The following is a 22,022-nucleotide window of genomic DNA, read 5'->3' as shown; positions in this document are numbered from 1 at the left end:
CCCTCATTCTGAGGTCAGAAGCCGTGCTGGACGTCCTTTTCTAAAACTGAAAGATGTCAGATAACCGAAATCAGGAATACCTGAAAAGCCGATTTCAGGTATTCCTGATTTCAGGTAAAGCGCATCGCAACGCTGTGGGGCGTGTTTCCAGGTGTCACTGAAGCGCTGGAATGCATTCTGGTGCAGAAAATGGCAGGGCGTACAAAGATCCCAGTCCGTGTGGTTGAGGAAGCGGCGAGGGGTCACCGACGGCCCTGTGAGTAGAACGGGAATAGCCGGAAGGGTCGAGGAAGAGATCTAGGAAGACCTGGAAGGAGTCGCGGTGTTGTTTGCGCGAGAAGCAGGTGAGGATAGAGCCGTCTGGTACGTGCATTCTTTGGGCTAACACCTCACGCCGAGGCGCGTCACCATTCGTTCGCTGCCGTGTGCCTGCACCTGGTGTGCGTTGGGCTGGCGGGGCGGTGATTACCCGATCACGGATGTCATCACGCACGGCACGAAGGATCAGGCGGTCACGTACCTGACGCTGACCGATCCAGATCAAAAGAACAGGCTGGAGTTCGTTGAGACCACCCCCGAGCATCCCTTCTTCGTCGCGCAGCCAGCCGATCCCCAGCCCAGGCCCGCGCCGGAAGGTCATGGCGACCTCAGCCGGAACTGGGTGGGCGCGGGGCACCTGAAGATCGGCGATAAGATCAAGCAGGCCGACGGCACCACCGGATTGGTCGCCAACGTCACCACCGTTGAGCAGACGCGCGAGATGTTCAACCGTCTGTGATTAGCGGTCGGCCGAAAGGCCGAGTACCGGGTCAGCGCATCAGGGAGGACTCCGGCGCATCGATGCCGTACAGCCGGACGCGCACGCCCCGGATCTCCAGCGTGTCGCCGTCGATACCGAGGCCACGCCGACCAGAGGGGCGGGAGCGGCGTGCGTGGTGCCCAGCAGGGCCAGGAGCAGGGGCGAGCAGCGCAGCACCCGCTGATGCTGGCACGGCGCGGGCGCGGGCCGGGGCCGGGTCAGGCGGTGGTGTCCAGGATCACGCGCAGCGTCTGGGCAGGCATGTCCCAGTGCGGGAAGTGGCCGCTGTGGTCGAACCAATGCAGCCGGGCGTCGGGAAACAGCTCCTTAGCCCTCGACGCCTGGACCGGCAGGCACACCCGGTCCCAGCGCCCCCAGCCGATCACCAGCGGGCGCGCCAGCCGGCCCCGGGGCAGGCCCTGCTGCGCCTCGCCATACGCGAGGTTCCGCAGCAGTTCATCCGTGGACGGCGAGGCCGCGAAACTCCTCATCTCGGTCAGGGTGAGTTCCGGACTCAGCGCCCACGGATGCGAGGAGAACTGGGCGAACAGGGCGCTGCGGGTGACGGGCGACGCCGTCAGGGCGGGCATGACCGGCTGGAGCGCGCGGATCAGTTTGATGGACGCCGCCACCGTGCTGTAGAAGAAGGCCCGTTCCCAGCCCTGCCAGAACCCGCCGGGATCGAGCGACACCACCGCGCCCAGGACGCCCCCACGCCGCGCGAGTTCCAGCACCAGCCGGGCCCCCATCGAGGTGCCCACGGCATCGATGCCCAGGAGGTTCTCCCGCGTCAGGAACTCGGTCACCGCGTCGGCGAGCGTGGCGATACTCACCTCGCCGGGCAACGGGGGCGTGTGGCCGAAGCCGGGCAGGTCGACGGCGATCACCTCACGCTGCGCTTCCAGTCCGGGCAGGATCGGCGCCCACGTCTGCCAGGAACTGCCCAGCCCGTGGATGAGCAGCAGCGGCTTGCCCTGGCCGCGCCGGACGTGGAAGAGCGCAGGTGCGGAAGCGTCCTGGGACGGGGGCCGGGGGGCGGGTGTGGATGCAGTCATCCTCCCACTGTCGGGGCGTGCGGTAGAGCCCGGCACCCGGTTGCCCCAAGGCCTCTTGGGTCTTGCCCGGCGGGGCGCTCGTGGGCGGCAGAAGGTGGACGGCGCGGCACCAGCCGGTGGCGTCCGTCCGGGGGCGTGGGCGCGGCCGACCGATGGCGTGACCGTCCTGGGCCTGACTACCAATGATTCGGACAGTTTTTGACGTGGCGATTTCCCCAGCCTCATATACAGTACCGTTACAGTTGTTGAACGCTCCAGCGACAACTCGCGGAGTTGGACGCCGAGGCGACGCAGCCGGTGCTGGCCCGCATCCAGGCACGCAGGGGGGCTGGGAACCCACTCCCGGAAGCTATCCAGCGTCACCTGGAACAGGGCCTGAACCATGACCTGAGCCGCGTTCGGATTCACGATGACGCGGAAGCGGACAAGCTGGCCAAGGGCGTGAATGCCATCGCGTTCACGACGGGTACGGACATCTTCTTCCAGGCGGGGCGCTTCAATCCGAACACGCAGAGCGGCCTGGAACTGCTCGCACACGAGGTCACACATACCGTCCAGCAGTCCCAGGGTCGGGTCGGGACCGGCATCGACCCGGACGCCGGACTGGAAAGCGAGGCCCGGACCATGGGCGCCCGACTGGCGAAGAGGCCGGTGAAGAACAGGCCCGCGTTGCCAGCCGTGGCTGCGGTGCCCCGTCACACCGGCAGCGGCCTCCTCGTGCAGCGCCAGGCCGCTCCGGGCCAGCCGGCCTTCAAGTTCAGGGACGTCAACTTCTGGAAACCCATCCCCGGTGCCATGTTCGAGGGCGCCAAGCAGGCCCTCGTGGACGTCTGGGAGCTCATCAAGAACCTGCCCGTCATCGCGCAGCAACTCCCTGAACTCACGCGGAAAGCGGTCGCCTGGCTCCGCACCATGGACACGCTGCAGGAATGGAAAGCCGTCGCGCAGGCACTCGGGATGGGCGCCCTGACCGCCGGGCAGAACTGGCTCAAGCAGACGGCCGCGCAGCAGGGCGCCGCGCTGGGACACTTCGTCGGCCAGCTGATCGGCGAGTTCGCACTCGGCAAGGGCGCCGGAGCCGCCCTGAAAGCCCTCAAGGGTGGCGGCGGTGTCGTGAAGATGTTCGACGACTTCACCGCTAAGGTGGACGACGCCCTGCAGCGGATGGGAGGCGGTGGGCCCAGACCCGCACTGGCCGGCGCAGGGTACGGGCCGTCGCTGCCCAGCCCAGCACGGCCAGGCAGCGTGCGCACGCCAGCGCCCCTCCCGTCACTGAGTAGCCCTACACGGATGACCGCGGCGGCCCCCACCAGTGGCGAAGTGATCTCCAAAGCGCTGCAGACAGCGATGAACGCGAAGAACTGGAACGCCGTCCGGGGACTGCTCGATAAGGCCCCGCCCGCCAAACTCCCGGACGGCTACTTCTACCGCACCATGGAGAACGGCAAGAAACGGATCGTTCGCAAGAAAGCGGACGACGATCAGTTCGTCGTGCTCACCATCGACGAGAAGGGCAAGGTGCAGGTCGCCGATCCCAATGTCAGCGACCGGATCAGCGTCGCCTCCGCCATGAAGAGGAACTTCAAGGCGGCGATGGGCCGGGCGGTCCGTGACGGGTACCAGCTGCATCACCTGATCCCGGACAACCTGGTCCGCAGTCATCCCCTGATGCAGCTGGCCATGGCCAAGGGGTACGACCTGGACCGCGCCTCCAACCTGCTCGAGATGCCCGGCCGGGCCGACGTTCGCCAGAGTGTCCAGGAGATCGTGGGGCACTTCGGCAGTCACCAGAAGTACGACGCCATCGTCGAAAGGCGCCTTGATGCCCTGTACGACACCCTCAAGGGCGACTATGGGACTCGGATCCCTGAGGATGTGTTGATGCAAGAAATGCGCAAGCTGGAAGACGGTTTGAGGAAGTTGTTCAAGGACGGGGGGGCACCGACGCGCTGGGACGATGAGACTAAATCGAACGTGCTGGCCGGCGTGGGCATAGATCAAAGAGTGGGTGATCAGGCGTGAGCGGTGAATTCTTCTTCCTGCTCCCTGACCTGGACCGGCTCCATCCTGACCTGAATGGCAGCGAGGTAAACCCCGTCGACAACAACCCAATCCGCGCCGAGTACACCACGATGTACGGTCGCGAGGAGTTGGAAGAAGACCTACGCTTCTGGCTGAATACGGCAGAGCCCTTCCAGGTGACTGAGCCCGTGGAGCTCACCGGCTTCTTTCCGACGCTGCTCGAGACCGACATGCCGATCATGCGCCCTCAGCTGCCGCTGGTGTCCAGGAAACTGCTTGAAACCCTGCAGAGCGTCGGGGACTTCACCCACCGGGCCCTGGCGACGCGAATCAAGGATGACGTTGAGTCCAGCGGCGGCGAGCCCGACTATCCAGTGGGTCGAACCACTGATCAGTACGTCCTGATCCAAGTGCTGGAGCATCTGGACATCCTGGACTTGGAGCACTCACGCTACAGCAGCCACAACGAGCGCACAGGGAGCGTGACGGGGTTAGAAAAAGCTGTCCTGACGATCCCTGCAGCGGGCGTGCCACCTCTGTTTCGCCTCAGAGCGGCCCGCACGCACCTGCTGGTCTCAGCCGCAGGGCGAGCCGCGCTTGAGGCCGCTGGCATCCGGGGCGTCAGCTTCTCGGATAGCCCCTACTACTGACCGCTCCGACTGCTGCTTGAGGCGGTGACCCGGGAGCGGGACTGGTTGCGCTCGATGGACGGACGGTACGAGGATGGGGGCGAGAAGCCCGGGCATCTCTGGGAAGCCCACACGGTGGTCAGCTGGCTGGCGGCACGCCATGGGCTGCCAGCGCCGACCTCGCAGGCCACCTGGGATCAGACGGTTCAGGACCTGCATGAACGGCTCTGAGGACAGCACGGCAGCACCTGACCAGTACCTACAAGTTACAAGTCGTCGGGGTAGCTATGGGCATCCTGATGGATCTCTACCAGTCCAGCAAGGAAGTAGGTGAGCAGGAGCTGGAGCGCGCGGCCGGGATGGCCCGCAGCATGAACCGGGACGTGATCGACGACGAGAAGATGGAATGGCTCCGCCGGGATCTGCGACTGCTCGTCCGCAACTTCTGGAGCACCCTCCGGGACCGTCAGAACCGCGGACGCTTCGACGAGATCATCCGGGGCGCTCTCCGCTGAGGGAGCGCTACTTTTCGGCCGCTGCAGTTGCCGCCTTGGTCGCCTGCAGGCTGTAGCCCAGCGCCAGCCCCGCAAACGGGAATGTCACGTCGGCGTGATCGCGGAACGCCTCCGCCAGCGCTGCGCGGTACTCCACGCCGCCCAGCCCGATCACCCGGTCGAACGACGCCAGGTCCCGCTCGATCACCTGTCGCCGCAGCGTCTCCACCGCCACCGGGCTCGTCTTCTTCCGCTTGAACGTCACCTCGTACGGCCCCTCCAGCAGGTCGTCCGGCGCCAGGAAGCCGTACCTGGCACTCAGGATCACCCATGCGTCTCCCACCACCTCGGCGTACGCCCGGTTCACCCGGAACGGCACGCCCACGTACGCGTCTGCCGCCCGCACCGCCCCGAGCGACGGCTCCTCCGCCCAGATCTTCTTCGCCCCGCACGGCACCACCACCAGTGTTCGCATGTTCCGGTCAGTTTGACCCGCGTTCTGCCCCGCCGCCACCTACCATGACGCCGTGCCCGACGATCTCGACCAGAAACGAACCCTGCTCCTGAACTGGCTCACCTCCCATGACGCCCACCGCGTCGCCCTGCACGACGGCGGCCCGATCGAGACGCCGCAAATCTTGACGCGTCTGCGGGCCGCCCTGCCCAATCCTGAGGAGAGTGTCTACATCCTCGTCCGCCGGGACGCCCCCACGATGCCGATCTACGTCGGCCGCGCCGCTCAGCCCGTGAGCCGCTGGAAGGGTCACCTGCGAAGCCTGCTGGAGCCCACGTCCCGTGCGGACGCCTGGCGGGCCCACTTCCAGCACGACCTCGACCTGTACGTCGTGCCCGTGACGGCCATGCAGGGGCCGCCCATCCCCGGCTTCCCCGTCACCGTCGGTGCCGTGGAAGCGCAGCTGATCAGCCTGGCGCAGGACACCAGTCCGGCGCTGCTCAACCGTGAAGGAGTCCAGCGATGATCCACCTGCCCGAATGGCTGGCCCAGCAGGAGCAGCACCTGACCCCGCTCTTCGAGACGGCCGGGGATGGCCTGAGCGTGAACACGCACCTGCGTGGCAAGGAGAAGAATCGACTGACCCTGACCCGTCACTCCAGCTTCGACGCAGCGATGATCGGGATGGTCACGGAGGGTCTCGAGGACGATACCTGGCAGGGCTTCCTGTACGTCATGCACACCGGGGAAGGGAACGACCTGACGCCCCGGTACATCGGCAAGGCGGAGAAGAAGGGCGTCACGAACCCGGTGAGTGCCAACCTCATCCGGATCGCCTCGAACCACGACAAGTTCGGGCGCTGGGGGTACAACAAGGCGTACCACATTGGCGAGCTCAGCCACGCCGTGCCAGGCTTTTATCTTGACGCGAGTTCAGGAATCAGGAGTTGAAGAGCGAGCAACGGATCAATGGTCAGGCGACGCACCAGCGCCGTGATCTGACGGGTCTGTCCGTTGAGTAGCGCCACAATCACGCCATTGAGCATCGCCCGTCCCTGTGCTCCCCGGCGCAACCGACACGCATCCTCGTGCAGCACGACATCCCGGCAATGGTGGCTTCGATTCTCAATACCCCAGTGACCACGCCAGATGCGCTCCGCTTCCTGAGCCGTCAGCAGCCGGCTGCTGACGGCATACCGCACCTCAACCCGTTGTGTGCCATCGCGGCGCGTCACCTGATGTTCACGGCGGATCAACGTCTGCACACCACACAGCCCTTCCTTGATCTCCTCTGGGACCTGCTCGCCGGTGATCACCGACGTACGCCGCTCCCAGATCTCCCCGCTGCGCCGCTCGACGTTCACGACGTGATCGTGCGCCGGGTACGTGAACGCGAACATCGCCCATTCCTTGAGCGAGCGGGTGTTGTTCTTGAGTGGGACGAGGTAGGCTCCGCCTGCCTCGTCGATTCGAGTGGTGAGTTCCCGCTCGGTGTAGGCGGCGTCCAACGTCATGAGCCACCCGTTCCCGAAGAGGGTTGTGAGGGTGGGGAGCAGATCCTGCATCCCTTTGGCTTCATGACGCCCTGCTTGATCAACCTGCGCGACGGTCAGCGCCAGCTCATGGAAGAAGACCGATAGGAACGAGAGGGCCGAACGGCCCTCTCGAGCGCTTCCTTTCAGGACTTTGCCGTCACCGGCAAGGATGACCAGGCGGTCATGCGCCGTGGGATGTTGAGCCTTCACTCAATCCAGCAGGGCGCGTTGCAGTTCGGGAAGATGCTGGTCCAGCGACCAGAAGAAGCGGTAGATCATGGCTTGCTGGGGGAGGCGATTGAGGCCGAGGTGCTGGCACAGCACCTCGCGGTGTCCGGCAAGCCACTGGGTGAGGGCGAGGATGTTGGGTGGTCCGGCGAGGAGGCCAGTGAGAATGACGGTCCAGAGGGCGTCCCATGGGTAATGGATGCGGGTAGGGGCACGCCAGTCTGGAATTTGGGTTAGAAATGGGAGCGGGCTGATGGGTGGTCTCACAACTTCCAATCAGCCCGTTTTGTTGGACCCGAGTCAAGATAAAAGCCTGACGCCGTGCTGGGGGAGGCGTTCAAGCCGGGCCGCGCACCGGGGAAGTACCACCGCTGGGCGGCGGCGCTGTTCGAGACGCTGGAGCCCCCGAAGCTGCAGATGCCGGTGTCGATGTCGCTGATTCCCTGGCGGGACGGCCTGCGTGGACCGTCGGGGATGATCGGGAGTCTGGCGGCGGTGGAGTACGAGTTGATCGCCCTGGCCGCTGCGGCCTACCCGGAGGCGCTCCTCAACGTCCAGGGACGCTGAAACAGAATCGACCGGCGCACCACCCTTCAGCGCGGTCCCACCGAGGTTGGACCGCATCATCGGCCATGATCACCTCTGTTTCGTTCAGAGAAACCCGCTGGCCGGGTCGACACTCGGCCCATGAACATCACCTTCGAGGTCACTCCCGCCCGCCCCGTCCCGGCCACGCCCACAGTCACGGACCTCCTGATCACGGTGACGCCCGCCGCCACGCCTGGCCCGGCGCCCCTGGACCTCACCCTGGTCATCGACACCAGCGGCAGTATGGGGGGCTTCCCGCTGGAGATGGCCCGCGCCGCCGCCAGCGGACTCCTCACCCGGCTCGGCCAGGATGACCGCGCCGCGCTCGTTACGTTCTCGGGCGGCCCCGTCCTGCACGCGCCCCTGCAGCCCGTCGGGGACGCCCGGACCCTGCAGGGGCACCTGAGCAGACTGCGCGCCACCGGCGGTACCGCCCTGCACGCCGGTCGGATGTTGTGCGGTGAGGAAAGCCACAGGCGCGAAGAACAGCATTCTTCGCGCTCTACATTCAGTCGGGGCTGTGGTGCACGGGGTATTTAAGGACATCCCGTCCCGCCTGGAAACTCTTGTCCTTGGCGACTCTGCACCACGTCGCCCCTTCATCACAGACAGATCGCCTGCCTTCGTGGCGTTCTTCTGCTTCCTGACCCCCGGGCTCCTGGACTGGCCCTCAAACGAAGCGACCGCCGACCAGGAAGGGCTCGCCGTCCAGGCTCAGGATACCGCCCAGGCGCAGGTCGCGGATCATGTCCCAGTGCACGGCGCTGCGGTTCTTCCCGCCATTTTCCGCGTAGGCCTGCCCCACGGCCAGGTGCACCGTCCCGCCGATCTTCTCGTCGAAGAGGATGTTCATGCTGGGCTGCTGGATGCCGAAGTTCGTGCCGATGCCGAGTTCACCCAGGAAGCGGGCGCCGTCGTCCGTGGCGAGCGCGGCCCGCAGGACGTCCTCCCCTTCCTCGGCGTGCGCCTCGACGACCTCGCCGTCCCGGAACACGAGGTCGATGCCGCGTACGACGCGGCCTCCGTACAGGGTGGGCAGGTCGAAGTGCACGGTCCCGTTCGCGCTGCGTTCCAGCGGCGCCGTGAACACCTCGCCAGAGGGCATGTTGCGTTTGGCGTCGCTGTTGCTCCAGGTCCGCCCGCGCACGCTGAGGTGCAGGTCCGTGCCGTCCGCCTGCAGGTGGACGTCGTCCGTTGCGGCGAGGCGTTCGATCAGCCCGGCCTGGAAGTCGCGGATTTCGCCCCATTTCTGCACGGGGTCCGGGGCGTCGAGGAACATCGCGCGGGCCACGAACGCTTCGTACGCTTCCAGGGTCATCCCGGCGGCCTGCGCGCCGAACGCCGTGGGGTACAGCGTGAGGTTCCAGCGGGAGTGCAGGGTGCTCATGGCAACCGGGGACTGCGCGGCGCGCCAGCGAGCCGCGCGGGCCACATCGATATCCGGGACGGGCGGGGTGGGCGTGAGGATGCGGATGGAGGCGTCGAGCGCCCGGGCGTCGTCGATCTCGACCGGGTGCAGCGTGCTGAGCACCTCGTCGGAGGCGAGGCGCTGTACGTCTTCGGTCTGCGTGGGGTAGCTCAGGCGCAGGACGGGGCGCGCGCCCCGCTCAAGCAGCGTGCGGTGCAGCGCCTCGATGAGGGGGAGGGCCAGGGTGCTGCCGGCCACGAGTACGCGGTCGCCAGGGCGGACGCTGACGCAGTAGTCGGCGAGCAGGGTGGCGTGCCGTTCGGGATCGTAGGTCATGGGTGCCTCCTGGGGTGCCTCACAGCGCGGTGACGGCGCCACCGTCGACGAGCAGGGCGCTGCCGTTGACGTACTGCGCGGCGGGTGAACACAGGAACGCGGCGACCCGGCCGAACTCGTCGGGCGTGCCGAGTCGGCCCATCGGCACCTCGCGTTCGGACGCCTCCCGCACGGCCTGCCAGCTGGTGCCGCGCCGGGAGGCTGCGGCCTCATCGAGCTGCTGGATACGTTCGGTGAGCACCCGGCCGGGTGCCAGGCCGTTGACCTGGATGTTGTCCGGGCCGAGTTCGACACTCAGGGATTTGCACAGGCCGTACACGGCGGGGCGCAGTGCGTTGGACAGGGTCAGGTTGTCCAGGGGGCGTTTGACGCTGCTGCTGAGCAGGGCCAGGATGCGGCCGCCGCCCCCGGCGCGCAGGTGTGGCAGGGCGGCCGTGACGCTGCGGACCACGCTCATCAGCGTGAGCTGGTACGCCGCGTGCCACTGCGCTTCCCCGAGGGCCGTGAAGTTCCCCGGCGGGGGCCCTCCGGCGTTGCAGACGAGAATGCGAATCCCCCCGAGGTCCCGGGCGGCCGCGTCAATGAAGGTCGTCAGGCTCTCAGCGTCGGCCACGTCGGCGGCGTAGCCCAGCGTGGGCACGCCGGTGTCCTGTTCGATGCGGCGCGCGGCCGCCTGGGCACGCTCCAGCGTGCGGGCGCACAGGGCCACTCGGGCGCCCTCGCGTGCCAGAGCGTGGGCGGTCGCGAAGCCGAGGCCCGCGCTGGCGGCGAGGACGACGGCAGGTTGATCTTTGAGGCCGAGATCCATCTCAGACGTGTCCGTACTTGGCGAGTACGTCGGGCAGGGTGGCGCCGTTCTCGAGGTCCGCGCGGATCAGGCGTTCCTTCTCGGTGAGCGCCTCGGCGCGCGTGAGGACCTCCTCGGCCACCTCCTGCGGGATCAGGATGGCGCCGTCCACGTCTGCGAGGATGAAGTCGTCGGGCCGGACGCGCACGCGCGCGGCGGTGGCGCCCGGGAGGTACACCTCGACCTGCCAGGCGTTGACTTCCCAGCGGCCGATCGACTGCACGGGCGTGCGGTAGCGGGTGTACACGGGGAAATTCATGCGGTCGAGCCACTCGATGTCGCGGATGCCACCGTCGACGAGGGCGCCCACGCAGCCGCGGTACTGCATGCCGCGGGCGATGAGTTCGCCGAAGAAACACACGCCCTGCGCGCCGCCGCCGCTCCAGACACTCAGGTGTCCGGGGGTGAGGCCGCTGACGGCTTCCATCTTTTTCGGATCGCCGGTGCCAGGGTACGGGGTCATCTGGCCGCGGATGGTGTACGCCCAGCCGCCCATCTTCTCGAGGCGCGTCTTGATGGGCCACAGGTCGCTGGACAGCCCGCAGTCGGGCAGGCCGAGTTCGTCGAGGACGTCCGCGACGTTGGCGGTGTCAACAGTCATGAAACGTTCGCGCAGGGCGAGTTTGTGGTCGGCGGTGAGGGTCATAGGTTCAGGGCTCCTTGTGTTTGCTTGGCGCGCAGTTCGTCGGCCACGACCGTGGCGGGCGCGTGCCCGTGGGCGAGCAGGGCGTCGTGAAAGAGGCGGGGCGGCAGGGCGAGTTCGGCGCGCAGGGCCTTGATGGTCTCGGTACCGAGCCAGTACATCAGGCGGCTGGCTGGGAACAGGGCGTTACGGGTGGTTTCGGCCCAGATCCGGGCGGGCGCGAAATGCGCTTCATCGCGGTAGAAGGTGCGGGCCTGTTCGAGGGTCCACTCGCCGAGGTGGAGCTTGAGATCCACGATGCAGGAGGCGGCGTTGCGGCGCTCGAACTGCGTGAGCAGCAGTTCCTCGGCGGGCGTGTAGAAGCCGGGGATTTCGGCGAGCAGATCTTCGGCGTAGCAGGCCCAGCCTTCGACCATGGTGCCCGCCCCGAGCAGGGCGATGCCGGAGGCGCAGTCGGTGCCGGCCACCCGGGCCAGCACCGAGTCGGCCTGACGGGCGCGGGCGTTGTGCGTGTGGTGCCCGATACTGCCGTGGTGCACGGCGTGAACGAGTTTCACGAACGCGCAGTTGTGGGCGCGCAGGTCCGCCGGGTTCGGCCCGGGCGGCGTGACCCAGTAGCGGCTGCCGCTGCCAGGGCGCAGAGGTGCAGGCGAGCGGTAGAACAGGAAGTACAGGTCGCCGCTGCCCTCCGCCCACTCGGGCAGGAAGGTGAAGTCCAGGCCGTACTCGTCGGCGGGCGTCATCAGCGGGCGGGCGGCGTCCAGTGCCCGCTCATGCAGGTCGCGGTAGGTGCCCAGCAGGCGCGCCGGGTCGGCGTCCGGAACCTGTGTCTCCAGCCGCGCGAGGTGTTCGGTCCAGTGCAGGCCGCCCGGCAGGCGCCGGGCCTGTGTCTCGAGCTGCGTGGTGAGACGCGCGAACGCCTCGGTGGCGCGTTCCAGCGCCTCGCGCGGCCCGAACGGCAGGGCGTGCGTGACGCGCATCAGCAGGTCGAGGTGCGTCTCGCCGCAGGCCACGGGTGCGTCCGGGCCGCTCAGGTCCTCAGCGTACGCCTGCAATGCGCGGGCGGCGCGGCCTGCCGGGAGGCGCAGTGTGTCGTCCCAGAGGGGGTGCCGCGGCAGCCCGGAGGTGAGCAGGTGCGCGGCGGCGCGCGCCTCACGCCGCGCCCGCTCCGCCACGTCATCGGGGCGGGCGCGGCCCTGCAGGTGCGCGCGGGCCTGCGCCAAAAACGCGGGAATTGCCTCCAGTCGCACGCGCAGCGCGTCGCGGGTGACGTCCGGGTCGTCCAGATGTCCGGGCAGCAGCAGGGAGATCACGCCGAACGCAGCCTCACCGGTGTACCACGCAGGGCTGTGCTGCCGCGGCGCGCGCCTCCCCTCGGCCAGCGCGGTGGTGAGCTGCGCCGTGAGCAGCTGCGCGTCGATGCGCCCGGCGGCCGTCTGCGGCACCTGAAGGTGCGCCAGGTCCGCCTGAAGGGCTTCCAGCGTGGCGAGCTCGGCATGAACCGCGTCCGGCCCGGCGGGAGGCAGTTGGTGGTCGTGACCGGGCAGGCCCATGAAGGTGGCGTCGACCGGGCGCAGCTGGGCATGGGCACGCAGGTACGCCCGGGCCTGGTCGTGCACGTCGGTCACGCCCGCGCCTCCTGCGGGTACAGCGGGAGCGACACCCAGCGGCGCTCGCGGTGAGACTGCACGATGGCGTTCACGGCCTCCTGACTCTTCGCGCCGTCGTAGAAGGTGCATTCGGCGGGTGTGCCGTCGAGGATCTCGTCCACGAAGTGCCGCACGAGGTTGCGGTAATACAGTTCCGGCCAGGGCGTGTGCAGGGTCGTTCCGGGCGGCAGGGCACTTTCCGGGAGTTTGACCTCCTGGAATTCCACGGCGTCCGGCGTCGCGAAGCGCAGCGTCTCAGCCACGCCGTTTTCCTCAACGAGACGCGCGACGGCCGCGCCGCGGCTGCCGTACACCCGCAGTTCCACGCCCGGGTAGTTCCCGACCGCGATGTAGGAGGTCTGCAGCATGCCCTGCGCGCCACTCTCGAATTCGACGAGTGCGACCGTGCCGTCCTCCACCTGGATGCGCTGCATGCCTTCGTACCCACGCACGACGCGTTCCGGAATGAAGTTGTGCATGCTCCCGATCACCTGCGAGTACTCCCCGGCGCACCAGCGCACCAGGTCGATCAGGTGCGAGCCGTACCCGACGATGGAGGACGGGATCAGGGTACCGAAGTCCGCACCCTGCGGAACCTGCCGCAGCGGAAAGTTCGGGTCGAGGAACTGCGAGTTCTGCTCCAGGCCGTGCACGTGGAAGATCTCGCCGAGCGTGCCGTCTTTGATCCAGGCCTGAATCTGCCGGATGGCCGGGGAGTAGCGGAACGTGAACCCCAGCTTGGTGCGCACGCCCGCCCGTTCGGCCTCGCGGGCCGCCATGAACGCGTCGGCCGCGTCGTGCGCGAGGGGTTTTTCGGAGAGCACGTGCTTGCCCGCGCGGATAGCGTCCAGGCTCAGGGGCAGGTGCGTGTCGGTGGGCGTGCAGACGTCCACCATCTGCACGTCCGGGTCGCGCAGCATCTCGCGGTGATCGGTATACACCCGCTCAATGCCGAACTTCTCGGCCATGGCTCGGGCGCGCTCTTCGACGGTGTCGCAGATCGCCACGAGTCGCGCGCGGTCATAGGCGTGATAGCCGGGCAGGTGGGCGGATTCCGCCCAGGCGTGCGCGCCGATCACGCCGACCCCGAGTCGCGGGCCGCTCATGGCAGCGCCTTGCCGAGACTCTGGACGTACCCCTCGAGTTCCTCGAAGTTCTGGAAGCCCAGCGGGCGCTGGCCGTCCTCGATCTCGTAGATCATCTCGCAGAGTTTCGCGTTCAGGCGCGAGTCCGCTCCGGCCTGCTCGGCGTAGGCGACCAGTTTGCCGTTCGAGGACCGCACCTCGGAGGGGCGGTTGCGGTACACGATGTCCCACCAGATGCCCGAGCCTTTTTTCTTGAACTGGTGCGTGGCGGGTTTCTGGTCTTTTTTCAGTAGCCAGATGGCGTGCTGGATGTTGTCGAGCAACTTGCGGGTCTCGTCGGGCGTGCGCGGTTTGTAGTTGGCAGGGTCGAAAAAGTCGAAGGCCTCGACGGTGATGCCGTTCGCCTCGGCGATCTCCAGCGCCTCACGGACGACGGCGCCCGCCACCCGGGCGTAACGTTCCACACCGAGCGTCTCGGTGACCGGCGCGTCGGCCAGGGCGCTGAAGACCACCTGGGCGCTGTAGACTTCCTTGGCCCAGATCTGTCCCCAGATATTGTCGCTGAGTTGCACCTCGGTCAGCGCGCCGAGCGCCGCGGCGAGTTCCGTCAGGCGCGGCGTGCGCTCACCGGTCATCTCGCCCAGCTGGATCGGCCCCTCGTGCACGAACTCGATATAGCCAGGATCGACGAGCGCGCCGCCGTAGTTGGGGATCGAGCCCATCACGCGCTCGGCGCCGCCCAGCCCGGCAGCCTGCAGGCGCGCGATCAGGTCGGGTTCGTTGAAGCCGTTCTGGAAGGACACCACGAACGTCTCCGGCCCGAAGTGCGGGAGGACGCTCTCCAGGGCCTCGACGGCATGCTGGGATTTCGTGGCGATCAGCACGGCTTCCAGCGGGCCCTGCAGTTCGTGGGGGTGCAGGGCCTTCACGGTAAAGTGCCGTTCGCCACGCACGCCGTCCACGCGCAGACCATGTTGTTTCAGGGCGTCGATGTGCTCGGCCCAGCGGTCGACGAGGGTCACGTCATGACCGGCCTGCGTCATCCAGGCGCCGGCGAGTCCGCCGATGGCGCCCGCGCCAACAATCGTGATCTTCATGGGTTCTCCTTATGGATCAGGGGCGGGGATCAAGCGCGTCGCGCAGTCCATCCCCGAGAAAATTCACGGCCAGGACTGTGATCAGGATCATCAAGCCGGGGAAGACTGCCAGCCACGGAGCGTTCTGCAGCCACTGGCTGGCGTAGTTCAGGAGGTTGCCCCAGGTGGGCGTGGGAGGCTGGACGCCCAGACCCAGGAAGGACAGGGCGGACTCGAGCATGATTCCGCTGCCCACCGCGAGGGTGGTCGCGACGATGATCGGCCCGAGTGCGTTGGGGAGCATGTGGCGGAACATGATGCGGTTGTTGCTGCCGCCCAGGGCGCGGGAGGCTTCCACGAACTCGCGTTCGCGCAGGCTCAGGAACTGCCCGCGAACCAGGCGGGCCGTCCCCATCCAGCCCAGCACGCCGATGATCCCGACCAGCAGCGGCACGGTGGGACGCAGCATGCCCGAGAGCAGGATCACCAGTGGCAGCAGCGGAATGCACAGGACCATGTCGGTCAGGCGCATCAGGAGGTTGTCAATCACGCCGCGGTAGTACCCGGCGAGCGCGCCGATCAGGGTGCCGAGCAGCGTGGCGAGCAGCGCGCTGGCCAGACCGACGGCCAGCGATACCCGCGCGCCGTACAGGACACGGGTGAAGGCGTCACGGCCGAGCTGGTCGGTGCCCATCAGGTGCGCCGGGCTGGGCGGCTGTGGCTCCCCCATGATGGTGAGGTCCTGCTCGTCGAAGCTGTAGGGAGCGATCTGCGGCGCGAACAGCGCCAGCAGGCCGAGCAGGCACAGCACCACGAGGCCCGTCACAGCCAGGCGGTGGCGCAGGAAGCGGCGCAGGAACAGGCGCCAGGGGCTGTCGGCCAGGGGAGTGCGGGCAGGCAGGGCGGGATTACTCATAGCGGATCCGGGGGTCGACGGCGGCGTAGGCCAGGTCGGCGAGGAGATTGCTGATGACCAGGGCGAACGAACCGGCCATCATCAGGGCCATCAGGACCGGGTAGTCGCGGCCGTTCATGCTCTCGATGAAGAGGCGCCCGATGCCGGGCCAGGCGAAGATGGTCTCGGTGATCACCGCGCCTGACAGGATGGTCGCGAAGTCGAGCGCCACGACCGTGATGATCGGGATGAGCGCGTTGCGCAGGGCGTGGCGGTACACGACCCGCCCTGCGGTCAGGCCCTTGGCGCGGGCGGTGCGGACATAGTCCTGCCCAAGCACCTCGACCATGCTCGAGCGCATGTAGCGGCTCCAGCCGGCCACGGACGCGAAGGCCAGGATGAACGCGGGCAGGATCAGGTGGTGCAGCAGATCCAGCACCGAGTTGCTCCCGATGGTCTGGATACCGGCCGAGGGCAGCACGCGCCACTGCACGGCGAAGAGCAGCTGCAGCATCAGCGCCAGCCAGAACACCGGCATGCTCACTCCCAGGAAGGACAGGAAGGTGATGAGGTAGTCCACGCCGCTGTAACGGCGTACGGCGCTCACGATCCCAAGGGGCAGGGCGATGAGCAGGGACAGCACGAAGCTGGTGCCGCCCAGGATCAGGGTCGGGCCGAGCCGCTCGAGAATCTCCTGCGAAACGGGCCGGGCAGTGCGGATGGAGTAGCCCCACTCGCCAGTGAAGAACGCCGTGACCCACGATACGTACTGCACTGGCAGGGGCTGATCGAGTCCGAAGGCGACGCGCATCTGCGCGAGCGCCTCGGGACTCACCGAGGGGTTGTCGGCGTACACGTCCAGCGGACCGCCGGGTGCGAGGTGCAGCACCCCGAACAGCAGCAGCGACACGCCGAGCAGCAGGGGCAGCGTTCCGAGCAGTCGTTTCAGAAGGTGGGCAGCGTTCATTCGGACCTCGCAGCGCGTGGGGCGGTCACCGTTACTTCAGGTACCAGCCGCTGGTATTCACGAAATTGGTCATGTTCGTCGGGTTGGGCACGAATCCCCCGAGTTTTTCCGTGACGGCGATCATGGACGGGTTGCTGGTGATCGGAATGCTGGGCAGGTCCGTCATCAGTGCCGTCTGGAATTCCCGCAGGGCAGCCGTGCGCTGCGTGGGGTCCAGGGTGCTCTCGGCGCGGGTCAGGAGCGTGTCGATGCGGGGATTTGAGTACCCCTGCCCGTTGTTGACACCTTTGCTGCCGAAGAACACGCTGTAGGTCGGGTCGGCGGAAGTGATCCAGCCGCCGTAGAACAGGTCGTAATTGCCCTTGTAACGTGCGTCGCGGAAGGCCACGCCGGACTTGTTGTCGGGCTGGAGCTCGATGCCGGCCTGTTTGAGGGAGGCGATGATGACCTGCTGGGCGTCCTCGTCAGTGGAGCGTCCGGCCTGCGCCATGATCTTGAAGCTCATGCGTTTGCCGTCCTTGACGCGGATGCCGTCAGGACCGGGTTTCCAGCCGGCGGCGTCGAGTAACTGTTTGGCGCGCGTGAGGTTGTAATCGTATTTCGGCACGGCCGGGTTGGTATACGAGAAGACCGGTACAACCACGCTGTTGATCGGCGTGGGATAGCCTCCCAGCGCCTTGCTGACGGCGGATTTGTTGATGGCGTAGGCGAAGGCCTTGCGCACGTTGGGGTCTTTGAAGGCATCGACCGTTTTGAGATTGAAGTCCAGGTGCTGCCAGCTCAGGACGTTGTTCTTCACGATGCGCATGCCGGGCACGCCGTCGAGCTGCTTGACCTGCGAGTAGGGAATGCCGTAGGCGAGTTGCACCTCGCCGGTGCGTAGCTGCGTGACAAGGGTATTGCTGTCCGGAATGATCTTGAAGATCATACCGTCGAGGTAGGGCAGTTGGACGCCCTTGCTGTCCTTGCGCCAGTAATAGGGGTTGCGTTCCAGAATCACGTACTGGCCGCGGCGGAATTCCTTGACCCGGAACGGGCCAGTGCCCAGCGGTTTCTCGTTGTATGTGTCGGTGTTCAGGTCCTTGCCGTCGAGCGCATGCTTGGGCAGGATGCCGAAGGTGAACAGGGTGCTCATGAAATCCGGCGCGACGCGCTTGTAGTTCACGACCACGGTGGTGGCGTTGGGCGTGTCGATGGAGGTGATGTCCTCTGTGCCGTCCTTGCTTTCCGCGATGAATTTGGGGTTCTTGACGGCTTCCCAGGTGAATTTTACGTCGGCGGAGGTCAGGGGCTGCCCGTCGGACCATTTGGCGCCGGGGCGCAGGCGGTAGGTGACGGTCATGCTCTTGCCGTCGGCGGCGACCTTGATGCCACCGTTGCGGACGGTGGGGACCTGCGTGGCGAGCACCGGAACGTAGTTGGCCTTGGCATCCGGGGCAACCAATCCTTCGACTACGGCGGCCTGTACGTCACCCAGAAAGCCTGTGGAATACACGTTGAGGGTGTCGATGTCGTAGCCGAGGCCGACGGTGAGGGTGCCGCCACGCTGCTGAGCCGCCGCCATTCCGCCTAGCAGAATGAATGCGGCGCCGGCGAGGCGCAAGGCATTTCGGGATGCGGAATGGTTGAAACGGGGATTCCGGGCCATGATGTAACCTCCATGAGTGGGGTAGTGATTCATCTCCTCTGGGCCGATCTGATCTGTCTGAACGATTCCGATTGTAAGAACCCGCGAAAGGGAAAGTCAACCTCAGTGGGCTAGATCGTTTCGTAGAGCGGAATGGACTGAGTCCAAAGCTATTCCACAATGCGGAATCTAGAGTACGCTGGTCATGGAGGTCTCAATGCCCACACAAGACATGACCCTGCAGGACCAGGAACTCGGCCAGCGCCTCACCGCCCTCACCATCGGCATGGATCAACTCGAGCGCCGCCTCTCCCGCGGGCACGGCGTCCTCGACAGCGAGGGCCTGGTGCCCATCTACCTCGGCCAGGACCTCGTCCCAGCTCCCACCTACCAAGACTGGGAAGAAGTCCACAGCGAGCTCGCGGCCCTCGATCAGGCCACCCGGCACATCGCCCCCAGCCCACGCCGCGCCTTCCTGGAAGACATGCTGCGCTCCCTGCGAACCGCCGCCCGCCTCTTCGAGGGAGAAGAACTCAGCTTCAAGGAAAAACTCGAGCAGCTCGTCGGCGTGCCCGCCGAACCGGTCAGTGAAGACGTCATCCAGGACCTCCAGGGCCGCATCGACACCCTGCTCCACGACGCTGGCTACCGCAGCGGAACCCTCGCCGAACGCGTCCACCGCTGGGAAGCCGACGGCGCCATCGCGTCAGCTGATCTCAGCACCACCTTCCGCGCCCTGATGAACGAAGCGCAGCGGCGTACCGACGCACTGATCTACCCCACCGGCGACTACACCATGGCCCTGAACGAGGTGCGAGGCGTCCCCTTCACCGCCCGCTGCAACTTCAACGCCGGACAGATGGACCTCAACGTCGATCTGAACTTCACCCGCTCCGCCCTCAAGCACCTCGTCTGCCACGAAGTCTTCCCCGGCCACTCCACGCAACTGCTCTACACCCGCGCCGCCGCCGAACGCGGCGAAAGCACACCCGACGTGCTGCTCTGCACTGCCAACGCCGTCACCGGCTGCGTGCAAGAAGGCATCGGCGACCAGGGCGTGCACCTGATCGACTGGGTTGAAGACACCAACGACGCCATTCACATGACGCTGCGGCGACTGCGGTCCGCGAGCGCCACCAGCGCCGCGTGGTACCAGATGGGGGCCGGCTGGAGTGAAGACCGCGTCCGCGCGTTCCTGCGAGACACCAGTTACGGGCAGCCCGTCTGGATCGATGGCCGCATCCGGTTCGCCTCGTACAGCTTCCGTGGGCCGTTCATCGCCTCCTACTGGCACGGTGACGAGGCTGTGCGGACGGTTCGTGAACGCATCCACCCTGACCAGCGGGCCGCCTTCATCGATACCCTCTACGGTCAGATGCACTCACCCCGGAGCCTCATGATGTTCCAAGCTTGAGGTAGCCACCACATGAGTGAAAACGTCCAGAGCATCGAACGGGCCCTGACCCTGATCAACACCATCGTGGACGCCCAACGTCCACTGAGCATCGCGGAACTCTCCCAGGCCGCCGGCCTCGCACCCAGCACCATCCACCGCATCATCCAGACCCTGGCCGCCAACGGCTACATTCACCAGGATCTCAACAGCAAACGGTACGACATCGGCCCGGAAATCGTCGAGATCAGCCGCTCCCTCTACCTGCGTTACGACCTTGTCCGGCGCGTCCGGCCCTACCTTCAAGACCTCGTTGACCTCACCGGGGAAACCGCGCATCTGGCCGAACTGTATGGCACCAGCGCCATGTACCTCAGCCAACTCGAACCGCTCAGCATGGTCCGCATGTTTACCACTCCCGGCTCCATCGCGCCGCTGTACTGCAGTGACGTAGGCAAACTCTTCCTGGCTGACCTGCCCCCCGCGCGGATCGCCGACATCATCCAGAAGACCGGCCTGCGCCCCCGTACACCCCACACCATCACCAGTCCCGAGCACCTCGACGTGGCCCTGCAAGTGGTCCGGGAACAGGGCTACGCCGAAGACGACGAGGAACGCGAGATCGGCGTGCGCTGCGTCTCCGCGCCCATCCTCAACGGCGCGGGCAAGGTCATCGCCGCGATCGGCATCGCCGGCTCCAGCGGCCGCCTCATCAAAGAGCGCGTACCGGACCTGGCCGCCGTTGTTCTGCAGGTCGCCCAGCGCGCCGCCACCGAACTCATCCTGCAACCCCGCGACGAGGCCCACGCCCCATGACCCAACCCGCCCGCCTCGAGATCAGCCGGGCCGAACACGCCCAGCGCCGTGAGCGGCTCGCGCAGCGCCTCCAGGAAAACGGCCTGAACCGCATCTGCGTGTTCGGCCCAGTGCGCGTCGCGTACCTCACCGGCTTCCACTTCGCCGCGACCGAACGGCCCGTCGCGCTGGTCATCACTGACGCCGGCGACGTCACCACGCTCCTCCCGGCACTGGAGGCCGAGCATTTCGCCCACCAGTGCCCGGACCTGCCCGCCCCCCTGACCTACCCCGAGTACCCAGGCGGCGGCAGCGGCCGGCACCCTCTGACCGTCCTGGCCGACCACCTGCGCGCAGCGCCGCAAGGACGCTTGGCCGCCGATCACGACGGATATGAGCACCGCTGGGGCTACCGCGGACCGGCTCTGTCGAGCCTGCTCAGCCAGCCTGTCCATGACGGACTCGCCCTGATCGACGACCTGCGCATCATCAAGAGCCCGGCCGAGATTGCCCTGATCCGCGAGGCCTGCCGCTGGGGCGACCACGCCCACCGACTGATGCAAGGCGCCATCACCACCGGCGTCAACGAACTCATGGTCTCCCACACCGCCAGCCTCCAGGCCACCCGCGACCTGCTGGAGACGCTCGGCGACCGCTACGTGCCCAAAGCCCGTGAAGGCCTGCCCGCCAACACCATGTTCATCAGCGGTGCCAACACGGCACACCCGCACGGCCTGCACCGTAACGCCGGAGTTCAGGAGGGCGACGTGCTCGTCACAGGCGCGTACGGCGTCGTGGGCGGGTACGAAAGCGAACTGGAACGCACCATGCACGTCGGCGACCCCACGCCCGACTTCGAACGGTACTTCTCCGCCATGCTCGGCGCGCAGGACGCCGGTCTGGCCGCTCTGCGTGCCGGACGCGCCTGCGCAGAGGTGGAAGCCGACGTCCGCGCCTTTATCGAAGACCTCGGTCTGACCCACCTGATCCGCCACCACACCGGGCATGCGTTCGGCCTGGAAGGTCACGAACACCCGTTCCTGGACCTCGATGATCACACCGTCATCGAGCCCGGCATGATCTTCTCCATCGAGCCCGGCCTGTACGTGCCCGGCCTGGCCGGATTCCGGCACTCCGATACGGTGCTCGTCACCACTGACGGCGCCGAGCGGCTCAGCCTGTACCCCCGCGACCTACCCAGCCTGTTGATTGAACCTCTGCCCGCAGGGATGTCCTGATTGTCGAACCCACCTGACGTGATCGACGACGAGCGGATGGAATGGCTCCGCCGGGATCTGCGACTGCTCGTCCGCAACTTCTGGAGCACCCTCCGGGACCGCCGGAACCGCGGACGCTTCGACGAGATCATCCGGGGCGCTCTCCGCTGAGGGAAGTGCTTTCAGAAAGAGGCGCACGGGCGTCGGAAGCCCGCGTCTGACCTGCGCCAGCAGCGCAGAATGGGGCGGTGAGTGAACTGTATTTTCTCGGTCTGGGCGG

General features: G+C 66.8%; 26 protein-coding genes. 12 read left to right on the top strand and 14 right to left on the bottom strand.

Features of this window, described 5'->3' with window-relative positions; translation table 11 throughout:
* Positions 1-3: 3 nt before the first annotated feature.
* On the bottom strand, positions 4-246 hold the full coding sequence (locus IEY70_RS11950; RefSeq protein ID WP_189065250.1) for a hypothetical protein: 243 nt from the start codon (positions 244-246) through the stop codon (positions 4-6).
* Positions 247-445: 199 nt separating this feature from the next.
* Here IEY70_RS11950 and IEY70_RS11945 point away from each other — a divergent pair, with 199 nt between their 5' ends.
* A complete protein-coding gene (locus IEY70_RS11945; RefSeq protein WP_189065249.1) occupies positions 446-778 on the top strand; it encodes a Hint domain-containing protein in 333 nt (110 codons plus the stop codon).
* Between the two features lie 239 nt (positions 779-1,017).
* Here IEY70_RS11945 and IEY70_RS11940 read toward each other — a convergent pair whose 3' ends face one another.
* Positions 1,018-1,854: an alpha/beta fold hydrolase gene (locus IEY70_RS11940; protein ID WP_189065248.1), complete on the bottom strand. Its 837-nt coding sequence runs from the start codon at positions 1,852-1,854 to the stop codon at positions 1,018-1,020.
* Between the two features lie 273 nt (positions 1,855-2,127).
* Between IEY70_RS11940 and IEY70_RS21055 the strand changes: the two genes are divergently transcribed.
* From IEY70_RS21055 to IEY70_RS11925, 3 genes are all read left to right on the top strand, one after another.
* Positions 2,128-3,876 (top strand): eCIS core domain-containing protein, encoded by a 1,749-nt coding sequence (locus tag IEY70_RS21055; RefSeq protein ID WP_229777886.1) that lies wholly within the window; start codon positions 2,128-2,130, stop codon positions 3,874-3,876.
* The gene (locus IEY70_RS11930; protein ID WP_189065247.1) at positions 3,873-4,526 is read left to right on the top strand and encodes an imm11 family protein; all 654 of its coding nucleotides are present in this window, start codon (positions 3,873-3,875) and stop codon (positions 4,524-4,526) included. Before IEY70_RS21055 ends, IEY70_RS11930 begins: the two co-directional genes overlap by 4 nt.
* A gap of 266 nt (positions 4,527-4,792) precedes the next feature.
* The gene (locus tag IEY70_RS11925) at positions 4,793-5,020 is read left to right on the top strand and encodes a hypothetical protein (RefSeq protein ID WP_189065246.1); all 228 of its coding nucleotides are present in this window, start codon (positions 4,793-4,795) and stop codon (positions 5,018-5,020) included.
* Positions 5,021-5,027: 7 nt separating this feature from the next.
* Here IEY70_RS11925 and IEY70_RS11920 read toward each other — a convergent pair whose 3' ends face one another.
* Positions 5,028-5,474 (bottom strand): DUF6884 domain-containing protein, encoded by a 447-nt coding sequence (locus tag IEY70_RS11920; protein WP_229777885.1) that lies wholly within the window; start codon positions 5,472-5,474, stop codon positions 5,028-5,030.
* A 52-nt stretch (positions 5,475-5,526) separates the two neighbouring features.
* On the opposite strand from IEY70_RS11920, the gene IEY70_RS11915 reads away from it, so the two are divergent.
* Together IEY70_RS11915 and IEY70_RS11910 are read left to right on the top strand one after the other, a co-directional pair.
* The gene (locus IEY70_RS11915; protein ID WP_189065245.1) at positions 5,527-5,979 is read left to right on the top strand and encodes a hypothetical protein; all 453 of its coding nucleotides are present in this window, start codon (positions 5,527-5,529) and stop codon (positions 5,977-5,979) included.
* Positions 5,976-6,404, top strand: coding sequence for a hypothetical protein (locus IEY70_RS11910; RefSeq protein WP_189065244.1), 429 nt, complete (start codon positions 5,976-5,978; stop codon positions 6,402-6,404). The genes IEY70_RS11915 and IEY70_RS11910 overlap by 4 nt, the downstream gene beginning before the upstream one ends.
* Here the strand turns inward: IEY70_RS11910 and IEY70_RS11905 are convergent.
* Both IEY70_RS11905 and IEY70_RS11900 read right to left on the bottom strand, forming a co-directional pair.
* The gene (locus tag IEY70_RS11905; protein ID WP_189065243.1) at positions 6,371-7,198 is read right to left on the bottom strand and encodes an ISAs1 family transposase; all 828 of its coding nucleotides are present in this window, start codon (positions 7,196-7,198) and stop codon (positions 6,371-6,373) included. The two genes, IEY70_RS11910 and IEY70_RS11905, sit on opposite strands and share 34 nt — an antisense overlap.
* Positions 7,199-7,483 carry a transposase family protein gene (locus tag IEY70_RS11900; protein WP_189065242.1) on the bottom strand — a complete coding sequence of 95 codons (285 nt, stop codon included), beginning with the start codon at positions 7,481-7,483 and terminating at the stop codon, positions 7,199-7,201.
* Positions 7,484-7,537: 54 nt separating this feature from the next.
* On the opposite strand from IEY70_RS11900, the gene IEY70_RS11895 reads away from it, so the two are divergent.
* Positions 7,538-7,783, top strand: coding sequence for a hypothetical protein (locus IEY70_RS11895; RefSeq protein WP_189065256.1), 246 nt, complete (start codon positions 7,538-7,540; stop codon positions 7,781-7,783).
* A gap of 120 nt (positions 7,784-7,903) precedes the next feature.
* Positions 7,904-8,344, top strand: a complete 441-nt coding sequence (locus IEY70_RS11890) for a VWA domain-containing protein (RefSeq protein WP_189065241.1) — start codon at positions 7,904-7,906, stop codon at positions 8,342-8,344.
* A gap of 130 nt (positions 8,345-8,474) precedes the next feature.
* Here the strand turns inward: IEY70_RS11890 and IEY70_RS11885 are convergent, their stop codons facing one another.
* Genes IEY70_RS11885 through IEY70_RS11845 form a run of 9 tightly spaced genes read right to left on the bottom strand, consistent with a single transcriptional unit; the run spans position 8,475 to position 18,274 of the window.
* Positions 8,475-9,548 (bottom strand): aminopeptidase, encoded by a 1,074-nt coding sequence (locus IEY70_RS11885; protein ID WP_189065240.1) that lies wholly within the window; start codon positions 9,546-9,548, stop codon positions 8,475-8,477.
* A gap of 19 nt (positions 9,549-9,567) precedes the next feature.
* On the bottom strand, positions 9,568-10,356 hold the full coding sequence (locus tag IEY70_RS11880) for an SDR family oxidoreductase (RefSeq protein ID WP_189065239.1): 789 nt from the start codon (positions 10,354-10,356) through the stop codon (positions 9,568-9,570).
* 1 nt (position 10,357) lies between these two features.
* The gene (locus IEY70_RS11875) at positions 10,358-11,041 is read right to left on the bottom strand and encodes an RraA family protein (protein WP_229777883.1); all 684 of its coding nucleotides are present in this window, start codon (positions 11,039-11,041) and stop codon (positions 10,358-10,360) included.
* On the bottom strand, positions 11,038-12,666 hold the full coding sequence (locus tag IEY70_RS11870) for a DUF885 family protein (protein WP_229777882.1): 1,629 nt from the start codon (positions 12,664-12,666) through the stop codon (positions 11,038-11,040). Before IEY70_RS11870 ends, IEY70_RS11875 begins: the two co-directional genes overlap by 4 nt.
* Positions 12,663-13,793 carry a Gfo/Idh/MocA family protein gene (locus IEY70_RS11865; RefSeq protein ID WP_189065237.1) on the bottom strand — a complete coding sequence of 377 codons (1,131 nt, stop codon included), beginning with the start codon at positions 13,791-13,793 and terminating at the stop codon, positions 12,663-12,665. Before IEY70_RS11865 ends, IEY70_RS11870 begins: the two co-directional genes overlap by 4 nt.
* Entirely contained in the window at positions 13,790-14,869 is a 1,080-nt protein-coding gene (locus IEY70_RS11860; RefSeq protein ID WP_189065236.1) for a ketopantoate reductase family protein, read from the bottom strand. Before IEY70_RS11860 ends, IEY70_RS11865 begins: the two co-directional genes overlap by 4 nt.
* A gap of 16 nt (positions 14,870-14,885) precedes the next feature.
* Positions 14,886-15,764 (bottom strand): oligopeptide ABC transporter permease, encoded by an 879-nt coding sequence (gene opp4C / locus IEY70_RS11855; RefSeq protein ID WP_189065235.1) that lies wholly within the window; start codon positions 15,762-15,764, stop codon positions 14,886-14,888.
* Positions 15,757-16,710 (bottom strand): ABC transporter permease, encoded by a 954-nt coding sequence (locus tag IEY70_RS11850; RefSeq protein ID WP_189065234.1) that lies wholly within the window; start codon positions 16,708-16,710, stop codon positions 15,757-15,759. Before IEY70_RS11850 ends, opp4C begins: the two co-directional genes overlap by 8 nt.
* A gap of 31 nt (positions 16,711-16,741) precedes the next feature.
* Positions 16,742-18,274 carry a peptide ABC transporter substrate-binding protein gene (locus tag IEY70_RS11845; protein ID WP_189065233.1) on the bottom strand — a complete coding sequence of 511 codons (1,533 nt, stop codon included), beginning with the start codon at positions 18,272-18,274 and terminating at the stop codon, positions 16,742-16,744.
* 280 nt (positions 18,275-18,554) lie between these two features.
* Between IEY70_RS11845 and IEY70_RS11840 the strand changes: the two genes are divergently transcribed.
* Genes IEY70_RS11840 through IEY70_RS11825 form a run of 4 tightly spaced genes read left to right on the top strand, consistent with a single transcriptional unit; the run spans position 18,555 to position 21,913 of the window.
* Complete coding sequence (locus IEY70_RS11840) at positions 18,555-19,751, top strand: hypothetical protein (protein ID WP_229777881.1); 1,197 nt, start codon at positions 18,555-18,557, stop codon at positions 19,749-19,751.
* A 12-nt stretch (positions 19,752-19,763) separates the two neighbouring features.
* Positions 19,764-20,546 (top strand): IclR family transcriptional regulator, encoded by a 783-nt coding sequence (locus IEY70_RS11835; RefSeq protein ID WP_189065231.1) that lies wholly within the window; start codon positions 19,764-19,766, stop codon positions 20,544-20,546.
* Positions 20,543-21,763, top strand: a complete 1,221-nt coding sequence (locus IEY70_RS11830; protein WP_189065230.1) for a M24 family metallopeptidase — start codon at positions 20,543-20,545, stop codon at positions 21,761-21,763. Before IEY70_RS11835 ends, IEY70_RS11830 begins: the two co-directional genes overlap by 4 nt.
* Positions 21,764-21,913: a hypothetical protein gene (locus tag IEY70_RS11825; protein WP_189065229.1), complete on the top strand. Its 150-nt coding sequence runs from the start codon at positions 21,764-21,766 to the stop codon at positions 21,911-21,913.
* The last annotated feature ends 109 nt before the right edge of the window (positions 21,914-22,022 follow it).

Origin of the sequence: Deinococcus seoulensis (assembly GCF_014648115.1) — a bacterium.
Classification (GTDB): Bacteria; Deinococcota; Deinococci; order Deinococcales; family Deinococcaceae; genus Deinococcus; species Deinococcus seoulensis.
Note: the sequence above shows the minus strand (reverse complement) of the source record. Positions and strands in the feature narration are given on the sequence as shown.

Bases quoted from the DNA above. Each gene is read 5' to 3' on its own strand.
- IEY70_RS11940 (WP_189065248.1), bottom strand. From the start codon at position 1,854: ATGACTGCATCCACACCCGCCCCCCGGCCCCCGTCCCAGGACGCTTCC.
- IEY70_RS11925 (WP_189065246.1), top strand. From the start codon at position 4,793: ATGGGCATCCTGATGGATCTCTACCAGTCCAGCAAGGAAGTAGGTGAG.
- IEY70_RS11920 (WP_229777885.1), bottom strand. From the start codon at position 5,474: ATGCGAACACTGGTGGTGGTGCCGTGCGGGGCGAAGAAGATCTGGGCG.
- IEY70_RS11910 (WP_189065244.1), top strand. From the start codon at position 5,976: ATGATCCACCTGCCCGAATGGCTGGCCCAGCAGGAGCAGCACCTGACC.
- IEY70_RS11890 (WP_189065241.1), top strand. From the start codon at position 7,904: ATGAACATCACCTTCGAGGTCACTCCCGCCCGCCCCGTCCCGGCCACG.
- IEY70_RS11885 (WP_189065240.1), bottom strand. From the start codon at position 9,548: ATGACCTACGATCCCGAACGGCACGCCACCCTGCTCGCCGACTACTGC.
- IEY70_RS11880 (WP_189065239.1), bottom strand. From the start codon at position 10,356: ATGGATCTCGGCCTCAAAGATCAACCTGCCGTCGTCCTCGCCGCCAGC.
- IEY70_RS11875 (WP_229777883.1), bottom strand. From the start codon at position 11,041: ATGACCCTCACCGCCGACCACAAACTCGCCCTGCGCGAACGTTTCATG.
- IEY70_RS11865 (WP_189065237.1), bottom strand. From the start codon at position 13,793: ATGAGCGGCCCGCGACTCGGGGTCGGCGTGATCGGCGCGCACGCCTGG.
- IEY70_RS11860 (WP_189065236.1), bottom strand. From the start codon at position 14,869: ATGAAGATCACGATTGTTGGCGCGGGCGCCATCGGCGGACTCGCCGGC.
- opp4C (WP_189065235.1), bottom strand. From the start codon at position 15,764: ATGAGTAATCCCGCCCTGCCTGCCCGCACTCCCCTGGCCGACAGCCCC.
- IEY70_RS11850 (WP_189065234.1), bottom strand. From the start codon at position 16,710: ATGAACGCTGCCCACCTTCTGAAACGACTGCTCGGAACGCTGCCCCTG.
- IEY70_RS11845 (WP_189065233.1), bottom strand. From the start codon at position 18,274: ATGGCGGCGGCTCAGCAGCGTGGCGGCACCCTCACCGTCGGCCTCGGC.
- IEY70_RS11840 (WP_229777881.1), top strand. From the start codon at position 18,555: ATGCCCACACAAGACATGACCCTGCAGGACCAGGAACTCGGCCAGCGC.
- IEY70_RS11835 (WP_189065231.1), top strand. From the start codon at position 19,764: ATGAGTGAAAACGTCCAGAGCATCGAACGGGCCCTGACCCTGATCAAC.
- IEY70_RS11830 (WP_189065230.1), top strand. From the start codon at position 20,543: ATGACCCAACCCGCCCGCCTCGAGATCAGCCGGGCCGAACACGCCCAG.